This is a genomic window from Thermodesulfovibrionales bacterium (assembly GCA_035622735.1).
GTDB lineage: Bacteria > Nitrospirota > Thermodesulfovibrionia > Thermodesulfovibrionales > UBA9159 > DASPUT01.
The window spans coordinates 1-13995 of record DASPUT010000032.1; the positions used below are offsets into that span (position 1 = coordinate 1).

The following is a 13995-nucleotide window of genomic DNA, read 5'->3' on the forward strand; positions in this document are numbered from 1 at the left end:
CTGTAATTAGTGACGACCATTTCGTCCGTCACTTGAATGGTCGGGATTTTCTGCCTGATATAGTCCTCGATCTCGGGGAGTGAATGGACGCACTCCTCGCAGGCGAGACTTATCGCCTTGCCAAAAGCCCCGGCACGGGCGGTCCTCCCGATGCGGTGTACATAATCCTCGGGGTCCTGGGGCAGGTCGTAATTTATCACGTGTGTCACCCCTTCTATGTGGAGGCCTCGACTCGCCACGTCAGTCGCGACGAGTATCGGGAACGTACCGTCTTTGAAGCCGGTCAGCACTTTCAGGCGCTTCTTCTGAGGAAGGTCTCCTGTTATCGCCGAGGCGCGAAAGCCGTTGGCGAGCAGGACGGCTTCGATCCGCTCAGCAGCGGATTTCATATTACAAAAGATGAGATATCGGCCGCCGGACTCGTGCCGAAGGATACCGAGGAGAAGCCCTATCTTTTCATCCTTGCCGACATGGTAGAGTTCCTGTTCGATCTGTTCCACCGTGATCTGTTCAGGGGTGATCGAAAATTTTTCCGGCATGTTCATATATTCGTAGCAGAGTTCGAGCACGCGGTGCGAGAGGGTTGCGGAGAAGAGCATCGACTGTCTCTTGTTATAGGGAGACATCCTTCTCAGGAGGAAACGGATATCGCTGATGAAACCCATGTCGAACATGCGATCAGCCTCGTCAATCACGAGAAACTGTGTCTTCGTGAGACTGTATACCCGCTGTTTGAGGTAGTCTATGAGCCTCCCCGGCGTACCGATGAGCACGTCCAGGTTCTTGCCAATCTCCTGACGCTGCTTCTCGTAATCTAAGCCGCCGAAGACAGGGAGTATGCGGAAACCTGCCGATCTCCCGAGTAACTTCGCTTCGGCGTCTATTTGGGCGACGAGTTCCCGAGTCGGCGCAATGATGAGTGCGCGCGGAGAGGGGCCGCGTCCGGGTGAAGGAACGGTAAGGAGACGCGCGAATATCGTGATCAGGAAAGCAGCAGTCTTTCCGGTGCCCGTCTGGGCCTGAACTGCTATATCCCTCCCGCGCAGGGCCTCGGGCAGTGCAACTTCCTGGACTTGTGTGCACTCTCTGAAGCCTGCTCCCGCGATCCCCTGAAGAACCGCCTCAGGTATGTTCAGTTCGTCGAACCTCATGAAGTCATCTCCATTATAATATAAAAAGAGAAGATTATCTCTAAGCTTCATGGTGAATCCGGGAGAGCGTGATCTGCTCATCATTAACGAAGAGGAGGAGAAGGCGCGAGGTGCAGAGCGCTAAAACATATCTTGCCATACAAGACGAGTAAGAAACGATTTGAGGAACTCGCCGAGATCGCGCTAGGCGGAATTCCTGTCAAATACCAGCAGTACTTCAGAAACATCTCCATCATGATCGAAGACCATCCGAGTGAAGAAACCGTCGAAGTGACGGGTGTGCCGCGAGATGAACTCCTTGGGCTATTCAGTGGTCAGACTCAGGGCGAGAAGGTATCTTTTTTCAGCGTTCCCTCTCCCTATCCGGATACCATCTTCCTCTATCAGAAAAACATCGAGGTAAAATGCGGGTCGGAGAAGGACCTGGCGGAGGAAATCCGGATGACGATTCTCCACGAAGTCGGCCACTATTTCGGTCTTTCAGAGGAAGACCTGGAAGAGTTCGAGAGTCCGGAGTGACGTTCGGTAAAGGAGAGGGCGGTTTCTCGGAAGCATGACGCATATCAGTTCTTTTCTAATGCTATACTGTTTTTCTCGTGATTCTCGCGGGGAAAAAAAGAGCACCGGAGAAAAGACCTTATTCGCCGGTGCCCCTGTGGTCGCGTAGTGAGGACCCTCTTCAGCCCCCGAGATAACCAGCTGCGATCGGATCTTTTTCAGAGAACGCTTCATCCACTTTTACGGAAGCGGTCCTTTCGACGTCTGCATAGCCCTCCCAATCAAAGGGGCAGACTCTTGTCAGTATTTCGAGTTTCCAGTCGAGTGTCCTGACGATGTCATTGAGGTGTGCGAGATGGGTCTCCAACAAGGCCTTGTCGGAAGTTTTCATATCCTCAATCTCATGCACGAAACCAAGCAGCCTCGATTTCATGGCGGAAAGTTCCTTATATACTCTGTCGCAATAATTCTCGAAACCTATGTCTTTCTTGCTTGCCATGGCACCCTCCTCTCTGAAACAGAAACAATTGTTAAATGGGTAACCCTTAACATCCGTATACTCTCTCTTTCTAATCCAATATTATCTCAGAAGGAGTCTAATGTCAAGAAAAATCTAATATGCGCAACTCTATGAATCTAAGAAGAAATTATCTGCTCCCTAAAGCGGGTGACCCAGATAGCAGAAGACCTCTATCTAAAGACTATCCTCACGGACACCACGTTGAAAGAATTCAGGAAACCATCAGGGCTGAGGCGAGATTGACACCGAACGAGCCAAGATTTATCATAGAACATGAATTTTGGATATTTCCTGGAGGGATTTGGGCATGCCGAAGATAAGGATAGCCCTTGTTACTGGCGCTAACAGGGGTCTCGGGTTAGAAACAAGCAGACAACTCGCTCGATTGGGCATCAAAGTGCTCATGGGGTCGCGAAGCGCCAGAAAGGGAAAGGCTGCGGTACAGGAGCTTGCCGATGAAGGCCTCGATGTCGAGTTCATCCTCCTCGATGTCACTAAATCCGACCATATCATCCATGCAGCTGAACAGATCAGGGAGAGTTTCGGCAAGCTCGATATCCTCGTGAACAACGCCGGCATAGCGCATCGGCAGGAAGCCTCATCGTCGAACAGCGCCGAAACCGCCTCTCCCCGTGCACTCCGGGAAACCTTCGATGTGAATTTCTTCGGACTTGTCGAGCTGACGCAGGCCCTCCTTCCTCTCCTTAAGAAGAGCGGTGGGGGTAGGGTCGTGAACGTTTCGAGCATAGTCGGTTCGCTCACGAACCAGAGCGGCGACGGCGGCATTTCATACAAGCCTTTTTCCTATGGCGCGTCAAAAACAGCCGTAAACGTATTCACCGTCTATCTCGCGTCAGCCCTTAAGGGCTCTCCCATCAAAATCAACTCAGCTCACCCCGGCTGGGTAAAGACAGACATGGGCGGAAAAGAGGCGCCGATGACCGTCGAAGAGGGTGCAAAGACCGCGGTCAGACTTGCGACACTCGGAGCTGACGGCCCGAGCGGCAAGTTCTTTCACCTTGGGGAAGAAATTCCCTGGTAGCCGGATGATCTCCTGCCACGAATGTTGAAAGAAAAGAAGGGGATTTAACGGATTCATTTTACCTTCCCGGTTGTTTCTCGCTCGGTCCTCTTCCCGCCACCTGCGGTCTTCTCCTGAGTCTATTCGTGAAATACCCCTATAAATGGAAAAAGGCTTTTTGCCGCCGGACTCTAGTCGATGCTGCGACAGTCCTCGCAACTTCATATCTTATTCATGATTCTGCCGTAACTTAAAAGTAGAGGTGGTTAGGTGAAGAAAGAAATATCGCGGCTTATGAAAATCACGTTTTTTATGGGGGTGACTATTATGCTCGCATTTTCTGTTGCGGATGCCGCAAACCTGGAAAGGGCGACGTTCGCCGGGGGTTGTTTCTGGTGCATGGTGCCTCCCTTCGAGAAACTCGAAGGGGTGAGGGAGGTAATTTCCGGTTATACCGGCGGCCACAAGGAGGATCCGACCTATGAGGAGGTATCCGCAGGAAAGACAGGCCATGTCGAGGCCATTGAGGTGGTCTTTGACCCTTCACGGGTCTCGTACGAGAGACTGCTTGAAGTCTTCTGGCGGCAGATCGACCCGACTGATCCGGGCGGACAGTTCGTCGACCGCGGATCTCAGTACCGCTCGGTAATTTTCTACCAGACACCGGATCAGAAGGTCTTGGCGGAGAAATCGAAGGAAGAGCTGGCCAAGTCGGGCCGATTCAAAAAAGCCATCGTCACGGAGATCCTCCCTGCAGGAAAGTTCTATAGGGCCGAGGAGTATCATCAGGACTTCTACAAGAAGAATCCCATAAGGTACAAGTTCTACCGTTATAACTCAGGCCGAGACCAGTTCCTGAAGAAGGTCTGGGGAGAACAGATATCACAGGCAACCGATTCGCGGGGAAACGGGGAGAAGGGGAGAACATTCGTGAAGCCCTCAAAGGCAGAACTCGAGAAGAAACTGACGCCCATTCAGTTCAAGGTGACCCAGAGGGATGGTACCGAACCTGCCTTCCAGAACGAATACTGGAACAACAAGCACGAGGGCATTTATGTTGATGTAGTCTCTGGGGAGCCACTCTTCAGCTCGATCGACAAGTACGATTCAGGAACGGGATGGCCGAGTTTCACGAAACCGCTTGAGCCGAACAACATCGTCGAGAAAGATGACTGGAGTTTCTTCATGAGGAGGACTGAAGTGCGCAGTAAGCAGGGTGACTCCCATCTCGGCCATGTTTTCAATGACGGGCCGAAACCGACAGGCCTCCGTTACTGCATGAATTCTGCCGCACTCCGGTTTATCCCGAAAGAAGACCTTGGACGGGACGGCTACGAAGAGTACCTGAGGCTCTTCGATAAATGATTCACCACGGGCCTTCATTCCCTATAACTGGCTTGATCGCGCGTCGCTCCGTAGCCTGTCCATGGTAGTCGGCTTCCTTGACAATCTTTTGTTTCTTCGGCTATTCTAAAAAGATTTGTGACGTACCCTGTCTCATACGTTCTGCCGGAACTGCATCGCCTGCCCGGAAGGACGAGTGAAAGACAATTCTGCGTCAAGCGAAAGAGTAGGACTTTATTGTCTTAGTGGAAGACGGTAACAAAGAAAGGGGGTGTTACGATGGCAGAAAAAGGAAAGTCGAAGACCGACGTGGCCGCAAGAACGGACTTGAAGAGCAAGTCACAGCTCTGCAGTAACTGTGGAAACAAGGTTGAAGTCGTCTTGGCGGTTTCTCCGAATGGGAAGAAGAGAATGAAACGCATCTGTTGCGGCGGGTAATCATCGTCTCCTGCAGGGAATGCTGCTATGAGGAGGTGTCTTCTCCGGGTTTTGACAAAACTTTAAACCTGACCCGGAGGAGATTCCCTCTTGATCATGACTCTTTCAGGAGGTGGAGAAGTTCTTCAATCAAGCCCGTCTGTCCCTTGTTGATCTTCCTTTTCGCCTCGTCGATTTGAAACCATGCGGCCCGATCTATCTCCGGGAAGACTTGGTACCTGCCGGAGTCTGGCGGCCATTCCATCGAGAAGGTGTTGCTCCTTACCGCTTCGGGATCACAATCTCCTTCGAAGGCCCACGCCCTCACTGTCTTGCCGCTTTTCAATTTCACCGGTCTGAGAGGAATGAAGTTGCCGGAGGCCTTAAATCCTGTTTCCTCTTCGAACTCGCGTCTGGCAGCCGAAAGGGGGTCCTCATCAGGTCTTGGCAGACCCTTCGGGACAGACCATGCCCCAAGGTCCCTGCCGGTCCATAATGGTCCGCCCGGATGGACGAGAAGAACCTCGAGCAGCACTCCGCTCCAACGATACATGAGGAGCCCGCAGCTTATCTTGAACATAGCCGACTGCAATTGAAATGGACTACGGACAGGCAACCGGTACCACGAGAAATTACTCGACCGTTACTTCATAATCGGCAAATTCCTTGATCAGAAGGATCTTCTCCTTCAATCCGTTTGGGTCGAATTTCCCGTAGGCCATCGAGTCGTCAAAGAGACGCAGCCACTTTCTTGTCGCGTCACGTTCGAACCTGCCTCCGCCCGCGACGACCCAAGCCGGGTCATGGATGTTAAATCGCTTCCCGGAGCCGTCGTAGGAGCCGACAAGTCCCTTTTCCTTGCAGAACTGTTTTACGATATCGGCGTGGTACGGCGCGTATTCCTTCGGCGAGAAGAGTAGGTATTCCCTCGACTGATTCCGTATCTGGAGGAACTTCCCGCTCATCTTGACCGGGACGGATGTTTTCTCCATCCCGGCATAATACTGTTCGGAATAATCGACAAAGGTTACCTGAAACTCTTGTCCCATCTATTTCAGTTCTCTTCCGAGCCGCTCGAGAGCTCGCTCAAAGGCCACCTCATAGCTCTTTTCATGTTCCGAGAGAAACTCCGACATTCTTATCTCCACCGCCTCATCGACGGAGAGTGAGGCCTGCAGAACGGTTCTCCCGTCAGGGGTACGGACCGGCCTCGCCCGCATCTGGGGATTCGCCTCTATGGCCGCCCTCAGCTCCTTCACAGCACTTTCCTTCATCTCCCTGTATTCCCGCTGGAGTTTCTCGATTGCGCCCAGGGAGTTCTCGACGGCAGCGGTGTTCGGGTTTTCCTTGAGTGCCTCTATCGCTAAAATTCCATTTTTTCTCTGCCGAAATTCCTCCGGCGCGCCGCCCGGCCTGATGGAGCCGGCAATATGATTCTGAGCCTCCTTCAGGAGACGGGCATTCAGCCCCTTGAACTTTCCCCATATCTCATCTTTTGTAAGTTCGGTCCTATAGAATGCGGACAGGAGCGTTTTCAACTTCTCGCGTTCTTTCAGGTATTCCTTCTCTTGAGGAGTAAGGCCTTCGATCTCCTTCATCTTATCCATTGCCTTCTCAAGGGCGCTTTTCACTGCTGACATGTGACATCTCCTTTCGCGGGCCGCCTCCAGAATCTCATTTAAGACTATCATCAAAATCTCCTCACTGCAACTCCTGAACAACCCTGTATTTGATGAACTCGGGCGGGTGAATCATAGGGAAGCGGTTTCATGATGAGGTCTTTATCAGGTATAATGTGGCATATTATTCTTAGGAGGTTATGTCCAATGAGATTGATGCCGCTTCACGACTGGGTTTTGATCAGGAGGAAAGAACCTGAAGGAAAGACCGCCGGCGGAATCATCATTCCCGATTCGGTCAGAGATACGCCGGATGAAGGCATTGTGGAAGCTGTCGGTCCCGGCAGATTCAAGAAAGAACCGGGAAAGCGAGGGGAGAGGTTCGAGGCTACGGTTGTGAAACCGGGCCAGCGTGTCTTCTTCTCCGGGTATGCAGCAAGGGATGTGGTACTGCAGGAAGAGAAGGTAACTCTTATCAGGGAAGCGGATATCCTCGGAGTTCTTGAAGGCACCGGTGAGGTCACAGTGAAGAAGCCCTTCCAGGTGGAAGTCAAGACTGGGCAACCCCTGCTGGTCCCCAAGAAAACAGGTCCGGCGGTTAGGAAGATTCCCACGACTAAGGTTCCAGTAGCCGCCAGGAAACCTCGTGCGGAAAGCCCGGCGAAGGCGAAAGAGACGCGAAAGACAAAGAAGGCCGACGCGGTCAAGACAGCATCGGGAAGAGCAGAAAAGAAGATCGCACCTGCGAAAAGGACGAGAATCACTGAGAAGAAGAAGACCAGAAAGACGACCGTTGCGAGTCCGAAACCCGGGAAAAAGGCTCCTGCGAGGAAGACAACCTCGAAGAGTTCAGCCCAACAGACTCTCCTGAAGAGAAGAGTTCAGAAAAAGGGTACCGCCAAGAAGACCGTCTCCCCCAAGAAAAAGGCAGGAGTGAGCAGGGAGTCAAAGGGCGGCGTGAAGGCGAAAAGAAGCTCCCGGAAATAGCGAGGGAAGGACACTGCCGTTCGAACCCGGAAAGCTCCCAGAGGGAGATAAGAAGCAAGATTCCCGCTCTAGAGATATTTCGCAAAAACCTTGCGGAAGTGAAAACCATAAATGGCGAGGGTCATCGCGAGGGGGAAGAGGCGGGGGCGCCTGAGCACAGTCCAGAAGAAAAGCCTCCAGTAATGGAACCGCTCCCTGCCTATCATCCCGAGGATTACCGTAGACTTGAGAAAGGCGCCGAGATAATTGAACCGGAATCGTACCGCTTTCTTCTTCGGAGGACGGTATTCCTTCAGGAAGGTCTTAACCCTTTTGTAGTAGTATTTTGGTGAATAGACCGTTTTGAGTATCTGTTTGTACCCATTGATGAGTACGTCGTGGTTCATCTTCGGGACGAAGTTGATCGAGAAATCCGTATTATCACCCGAGGGGTCCTTCAGCAACCGCTGCTCCTTTTCGAGCCGGTCATAGAGCTGTGTGCGCGGAATCGCGTTTAAGAGGCCTACCATCGCCGTGGCTATTCCGCTTTTCTGAATGAACTTTATCTGCGTCTCAAAAATCGTGAGGGGGTCGTTGTCGAAACCGACGATGAACCCGGCCTGAACCTGAAGGCCGGCCTTCTGAATCTTTCTGACGCTTTCGAGCAGGTCGCGGTTCTTGTTCTGGAACTTATTGCATTCGGCAAGGCTCTGCTCGTTCGGAGTTTCGATGCCGACAAAGACAATATCGAATCCAGCCTCGACCATTAACCGCATCAATTCATCATTATCGGAAAGTTCTATAGACGCCTGCGTGATAAACGAGAACGGATGTTTTCTCATCTCCATCCATTCCGCAATGGCCGGAAGGATCTCGTCCCTCAGCTTCCTCTTATTGCCGATAAAATTATCATCGACAAAAAATACTCCGCCCCGAAACCCCTGCACGTAAAGGCTCTCCAACTCTCCGATGATCTGGTCTCTATCTTTCGTTCGAGGCACCCGTCCGCAGAGGACGGTGATATCACAAAAATCGCAGTGAAAGGGGCATCCCCGGGAATATTGGATGTTGACCGTCGCATAACTCTTCATGTTCACGAGTCCCCAGTCGGGAAGAGGAGTCGTCCGTATGTCCGCCCACTCCTCGGAGATGTAAATCCGCCCTGCGCTCCCCTCCCTTAAGTCTTTCAGGAAAAGGGGCAGGGTAATTTCGGCTTCATTCAATACCAAGTGATCCACGTCCTTGAATTCTTCATATCCCGTGGTGAAAAGGGGGCCGCCGGCTACTATCTTGGCGCCTATGGATCTGCACCTCGCGATGACCCGCTTCGCCGATTCTCTCTGGATCGCCATGGCGCTGATGAAGACGAGATCTGCCCACCTCAAATCATCATCACGGAGGGCAGTAACATTCATGTCTACGAGTCTCTTTTCCCATTCCCCGGGAAGCATGCTGGCAACGGTCAATAAGCCTAGGGGAGGGCTGCTCGCTTTCCTGAAGATGAATTTCACGGCGTGTTTAAAACTCCAGAACGTGTCAGGAAATTCCGGATAAACGAGGAGTATTTTCACCTATGATTCCTTTTCGACGCTCTTGGTAATGAGGTCAACCACCCACTCCCGGTTAACCTTGATATCGTAGTATACATCATTATTTAGATATTTATCCGATATCCCGATGGCTCGTGATCACCGAATGGCAGGCGGCTTGTTGTAACCACAATTAAAAATGCTCATCTTCTTCCTCATCCGTTCTGTCCGTCCTCTGACGAATTCTCATCCGCCCCCAGGCGCTCGTTTCCCAATTGTCTTTGCGGATTGTTCCGGTAACCCAGGGAGGCACTGTCAAGCGAAAATATTCCGAGAGGGCGCTGACATATGGCTCATACATGAGGCGAAGTTCGGTCAAATCCTGCTCCGCCTCGTTTCCTTCACGAAGCGGCAGCCCGGCTTCGGCCAGCGCTGCCCGAAGTTCCGCAAACTCTTCGGGAGTGAAACGATCCCGCTTCGGCTTGATAGGAGACCGTCTAAAAATGAGGGAAAGATCCACAACCGTGTGCCGTGCCATGGCAAAGGTGAGCTGGGCCTGGCGTGCACAGGTGCCCTCCATAGCAGACAAGACGAAGGCGCTCGTATCGAGGATTGCGGTGATGGCGGCAAGCCATGATTGGTTATCATGCTGCGAGCGGAAATAGGCGAGCACGGGGTAGGAGAGATGACTTTCGAGCAACTCGGCGGCCCAGCGCTCCCATTCGCTCAGATGCCGGAGGAGCGTTTCCATGTTCGTGTCATGGCAGCGCCTCCGTAACATCTCGGCAGCGGTGGGCGGCGATCCGGCGCGTGCGTCGAGAAGCGAGATGTTCAATTCCCTACGGGAGATGGACTGACTGAGTGCCGGCAGATAAGCGAAAAGGAGCGCGAGAAAACCGAAACCAAGTCCTGCCTCGACCGCGGTGAGCACTCGTGCAATCGGGGCGAGAGGAGTGACATCACCGAGCCCGAGAGTGAAAAAGGTCGTGGCGCTCAAGTACAAGTCCGTACTAAAACCTGCGACCCCTTCCGGCGTCTTGATCGGAGAACCGCATGCCCAGTGTAAAAGCCCGAATCCTACGATCAAGCCGAAGGCCCAGATACTGAGCAGGAGCAATAATGAAAGCGGTCCGAAATAACTGAGAAAGGTATCCTGAAGTCTGCCCTTAGAGATCGAACGGAACAGGGCAGACCAGATTCGCCAGGCATTTCTATAGAAGAGGCGGGTGAAGCGGTATTTGCGCGTCACACGACGGGGAAGCAGAATTACCTCAAAAGCCTCCCAGAGGACAAGGAGAATGAGGGAGACGCCGAGGATCGCTGAGAGAACCTGCACCTTCACCTCCACGAATACTCACGCAACGGCTAGAGAAAGCATACCACAAAAATCGGGTAAGCCATACCCCTCACCTCGCTCCTGCTGTTCTAGACTCTGTCATGTGTCCTTTTTTTTAACATGTCAAGATCCAGGAAAGATCTTTCCCGAAACAGCAAAAATGAAAAAGGCGATGGCCATCTGGAGGCAGAGGCCGATAATGAGGGACCAGACGAAATGTATTTTCGGAGCGAGGAAGATAACAGAGAGGACGAACGCCATCCAGGGGAAGATCATGATCATTAACCCCCGTGCGTAGGACAATACCATCGACTGACCGGCATTGAGATATATGAGGATGAATGTGCTGGTCGTTATGATCGGCAGGGTCCCGACAAAGGCAGCGAGCAGACCTCGGGAGTGGTTTGCAAGATAGGTGACACCGCTCGTGATAATTCCGCCGAAAAGGAAGTAGAGAAGGTACCTTGATTCAAGCATCTCTTACCGGATATTCATCGCCGTCATCGATAGAGAGCTTCCCTCTATAGTCTACCCGAGCGTATGATGGATATGACGAGCCATAAGCCGAGAATAAAGGCGAGTATAAAACTGAGTATGCCGAGAATCGACAACCCGAAGACTTTCGGTCCGACACCTGTTCCGTGCATGATGGCGGAACTGACCAGGACGGCGCTCACGATCATGCCGAAGGCGATCCTGTTGCTCGAGCGGTCCATGTCGTGAATCAATTTCTCGAAGCCGCTGTGCGTCATCTTTACATGGAGGTCATCGTTGAGCACCTTCCGAAAAACCTGTTTCATCTGTTTCGGAAAGAGGAGGACAAAATCTCCGAGGTCCATTATACTCTTGCTCCCCTTTTCGAGGATCTTGGCCGGGCTGAAGCCCTTTCTGGCGAGTCTTGATGCATAAGGCTCGGCTGCTGAGACGAAATCGAACGTCGGATCCAATTCCCTGCAGATACTCTCGAGAATGAGAAGCGCCTTGTTGATGAGGAGCAAATCCGAAGGAATCCGTATCCTGTGCTTCATAGCGTGATGGGTGATGATGTCGAGATACTGAGCAAAATTTATCTCCTCAAGGGTGAGCCCGTAGAGCGGTTCGATAATGTCGATCAGGTCAGCCTTGAACTCCCTCCTGAAGCGCTCGAGGTCGACATCCTCGGGAACGTAACCCAGTTCCACATACTGGTCGATAAGCCTATCAAAATCCCTCTGGGTAAGGGCAAGGAAGGTATTTGCGAGCGTTTCCATCATCGCGGGGCTGACGTGGCCGACGATGCCGAAGTCAACGAAACTCAGGGTCCCGTCCAGGAGCGCGAAGATATTCCCGGGATGCGGGTCAGCGTGGAAGAACCCGTCTTCGAGAACCATCTTGAAATAGGCGTCGATCCCTATCTTCGCTATCCGTTTGCGGTCGAGGCCCATCTCCTCTATCCGCGCGATATCGTCCACCCTCACGCCGTCGACCCTCTCCATGACGAGCACCTTCTCGGTAACAAATTCCCGATAGATGCGAGGTATGTGGATATCCGGTTCATGCTCGAATATCTTGCCGAACCGATAACAGTTCCTGGCCTCGATAGCGAAATCCATTTCCTTGCGGACCGTCTTTGAGAATTCTTCAACGACACCGACGGGATTGAAGAACCGGGATTCCGGCACGTGCCTCTCGAGAAGACGGGCAACAGTCGAAAGGATCGAGATATCGGTTTCTATCTGTTCCCGTATGCCGGGCCGCTGGACCTTTACGATTACATCACTGCCGTCAAGGAGTCTTGCGCGATGGACCTGTGCTATGGATGCAGCGGCGATCGGCTCGTTCTCGAAGTCGAGGAATATCTTCGTGAGGGGCATCTTAAGCTCCTCCTCGATGATCTGTCTCGCCTCAGAGACAGGGAAGGGGGGGACTTCGTCCTGGAGTTTTTTGAATTCGTTCGCAAAGGGCGCCGTGACAAGGTCCGGCCTCGAAGAGAGTATCTGTGCCAGCTTGATGAAGCTCGGCCCGAGTTCTTCGAAGGCGATCCTCAGCCGTTCGGGTACTGTCGGGCCTTTCAAGGACGGCCACTGTCCGAAGGTCCTGAGGCGTTTACCGAAGGGAACGTACCTGCCGAGATGGATCTGATCGACGACACGGCCGAAGCCATGCTTTAAGAATACATTAATTACTTGTTGCAGTCTTCTTGCAGACTTGTACGTGCGGGTCAGCCTGAAGAGGTTCACGGGAACTATCCTTCTTTGGGGCCCTCCAATTTCTTGACGCGGGCAGAAAGGGTCCGGATCTCTTTTTCGAGCCTCTCGATATCGTCTTTCGAAGGAAGATTCATCCTGTCCATGGCCTTCGCAATTAACTCGGTCAGGCCTTTGCTCACCTGTTCCGAGCTCTTATCGGCCTTTTCAGACCATTCCTTTACCAGCTTAGCCCCCTGCGACTCGCTCAGTTCTCCCTTCTTGACCAGTTCGTCGATGAATTCCCGTATCTTCTCCTGAACACCAAACCCCGCAAATAGCGCATTCCGCACAACATCAAAGATCGTCATACCCACCTCCTCATGAACTGCCCCCTGGCATCATCCTTTTGACTATATCGTATACCGATTCGAGGGCCTTGTCCAACTTTTCCATATCGTTCGTTCCGCCCTGTGCCATTTCGGCCTTGCCGCCGCCCCTTCCCCCTGCCAGGGCAGAGACCTGTTTCAGTATTTCGCCGGCATGAAAACGGTCCGTCAGGTCTTTGGTGACCATAGTGAGGATCGATGCCTGCCCGTTTTTTGACGATGCCACGCAGATGACACCCGAACCCATCCTGTCCCGAATATTATCCGCAAGAACCCGCAGGTCCTTCTGCTCGAGGCCGTCGACCCTCTGGGAAAGGACCGGTATTCCGTCAACCTTTCTCATCTGTTCGAGAATTGAAGAGGAGTCCCTCGCGGCAGTCTTCGATTTGATGGATTCCAACTCTCTTTCGCTTGCCTTTACGTCGTTGAGGAGTTTTTCTATTCTCGCGTACGCCCGGTCGGTCCTCAACAATTCATGGATCATCTTCAGTTCATTAGCCTTCTCTTTCAGGTAATGGAACGCCTCCTTGCCGGTAAAGGCTTCTATCCTTCTGATTCCCGACGCGACACTCCCCTCGGAGACGATGACGAAGGAACCGATATCGCCCGTCGCGTTGCAATGGGTTCCCCCGCAGAGTTCGGAGCTGAATTCCGGGACGCTCACGACTCTGACGGTCTCCCCGTATTTCTCTCCGAAGAGGGCCGTCGCTCCCGATTCCATCGCCTCCTCTATGCTCATGATCTTCGTCACTACCGGCAGGTTCTCAAGGACTTTCCCTGTGAGACGGGTTTCGATTTCCGATATCTCAGAGTCTTCTAGCCCCGAGAAATGGGTGAAATCGAACCGAAGCCGCTCGGGAGAGACGAGGGAACCGGCCTGTTTCACATGGTCTCCGAGAACGGAACGGAGAATTTCATGAAGGAGGTGGGTAGCGGTATGATTTCTCATCGTCGCCCTTCTCTGTTCCCTATAGACCGTGCACCTGGCTCTGTCCCATACGTGAAGCACGCCCCTCGTAATCCTGATTACGTGAGCGTGG

16 protein-coding genes are annotated in these 13995 nt (G+C 52.6%); 5 read left to right on the forward strand and 11 right to left on the reverse strand.

Annotation, left to right across the window (positions count from 1 at the left end; all coding sequences use genetic code 11):
- On the reverse strand, positions 1–1151 hold a 1151-nt coding region (locus VEI96_01590; GenBank protein ID HXX56675.1), incomplete at its 3' end, for a DEAD/DEAH box helicase.
- A 132-nt stretch (positions 1152–1283) separates the two neighbouring features.
- Between VEI96_01590 and VEI96_01595 the strand changes: the two genes are divergently transcribed.
- Entirely contained in the window at positions 1284–1670 is a 387-nt protein-coding gene (locus tag VEI96_01595; protein ID HXX56676.1) for a metallopeptidase family protein, read from the forward strand.
- Positions 1671–1830: 160 nt separating this feature from the next.
- Here the strand turns inward: VEI96_01595 and VEI96_01600 are convergent, their stop codons facing one another.
- Positions 1831–2148 (reverse strand): hypothetical protein, encoded by a 318-nt coding sequence (locus VEI96_01600; protein ID HXX56677.1) that lies wholly within the window; start codon positions 2146–2148, stop codon positions 1831–1833.
- 328 nt (positions 2149–2476) lie between these two features.
- Between VEI96_01600 and VEI96_01605 the strand changes: the two genes are divergently transcribed.
- From VEI96_01605 to VEI96_01615, 3 genes are all read left to right on the forward strand, one after another.
- Positions 2477–3211 (forward strand): SDR family oxidoreductase, encoded by a 735-nt coding sequence (locus tag VEI96_01605; GenBank protein HXX56678.1) that lies wholly within the window; start codon positions 2477–2479, stop codon positions 3209–3211.
- A gap of 249 nt (positions 3212–3460) precedes the next feature.
- Positions 3461–4555 carry a peptide-methionine (R)-S-oxide reductase MsrB gene (gene msrB, locus VEI96_01610; protein ID HXX56679.1) on the forward strand — a complete coding sequence of 365 codons (1095 nt, stop codon included), beginning with the start codon at positions 3461–3463 and terminating at the stop codon, positions 4553–4555.
- A gap of 258 nt (positions 4556–4813) precedes the next feature.
- The gene (locus VEI96_01615; protein ID HXX56680.1) at positions 4814–4972 is read left to right on the forward strand and encodes a hypothetical protein; all 159 of its coding nucleotides are present in this window, start codon (positions 4814–4816) and stop codon (positions 4970–4972) included.
- Between the two features lie 94 nt (positions 4973–5066).
- Here the strand turns inward: VEI96_01615 and VEI96_01620 are convergent, their stop codons facing one another.
- The 3 genes from VEI96_01620 to VEI96_01630 are packed head-to-tail and all read right to left on the reverse strand — an operon-like array spanning position 5067 to position 6642.
- Positions 5067–5531 carry an NUDIX domain-containing protein gene (locus VEI96_01620; protein ID HXX56681.1) on the reverse strand — a complete coding sequence of 155 codons (465 nt, stop codon included), beginning with the start codon at positions 5529–5531 and terminating at the stop codon, positions 5067–5069.
- A 52-nt stretch (positions 5532–5583) separates the two neighbouring features.
- Positions 5584–6000, reverse strand: coding sequence for a hypothetical protein (locus VEI96_01625; protein HXX56682.1), 417 nt, complete (start codon positions 5998–6000; stop codon positions 5584–5586).
- Positions 6001–6642 (reverse strand): hypothetical protein, encoded by a 642-nt coding sequence (locus VEI96_01630; GenBank protein ID HXX56683.1) that lies wholly within the window; start codon positions 6640–6642, stop codon positions 6001–6003.
- Between the two features lie 135 nt (positions 6643–6777).
- Here VEI96_01630 and VEI96_01635 point away from each other — a divergent pair, with 135 nt between their 5' ends.
- Positions 6778–7557, forward strand: a complete 780-nt coding sequence (locus VEI96_01635; GenBank protein ID HXX56684.1) for a hypothetical protein — start codon at positions 6778–6780, stop codon at positions 7555–7557.
- A gap of 68 nt (positions 7558–7625) precedes the next feature.
- Here VEI96_01635 and VEI96_01640 read toward each other — a convergent pair whose 3' ends face one another.
- The 6 genes from VEI96_01640 to VEI96_01665 all read right to left on the reverse strand — a co-directional run.
- Positions 7626–9107, reverse strand: coding sequence for a B12-binding domain-containing radical SAM protein (locus tag VEI96_01640; GenBank protein HXX56685.1), 1482 nt, complete (start codon positions 9105–9107; stop codon positions 7626–7628).
- 151 nt (positions 9108–9258) lie between these two features.
- Positions 9259–10401 (reverse strand): potassium channel family protein, encoded by a 1143-nt coding sequence (locus VEI96_01645; GenBank protein ID HXX56686.1) that lies wholly within the window; start codon positions 10399–10401, stop codon positions 9259–9261.
- A 123-nt stretch (positions 10402–10524) separates the two neighbouring features.
- Positions 10525–10878 (reverse strand): hypothetical protein, encoded by a 354-nt coding sequence (locus tag VEI96_01650; protein ID HXX56687.1) that lies wholly within the window; start codon positions 10876–10878, stop codon positions 10525–10527.
- 44 nt (positions 10879–10922) lie between these two features.
- Complete coding sequence (locus VEI96_01655) at positions 10923–12620, reverse strand: AarF/UbiB family protein (GenBank protein HXX56688.1); 1698 nt, start codon at positions 12618–12620, stop codon at positions 10923–10925.
- A 5-nt stretch (positions 12621–12625) separates the two neighbouring features.
- Positions 12626–12937, reverse strand: a complete 312-nt coding sequence (locus tag VEI96_01660) for a phasin family protein (protein ID HXX56689.1) — start codon at positions 12935–12937, stop codon at positions 12626–12628.
- A 10-nt stretch (positions 12938–12947) separates the two neighbouring features.
- Positions 12948–13995, reverse strand: a 1048-nt coding sequence (locus VEI96_01665; protein ID HXX56690.1) for a DHHA1 domain-containing protein, incomplete at its 5' end; no start/stop codon positions are given.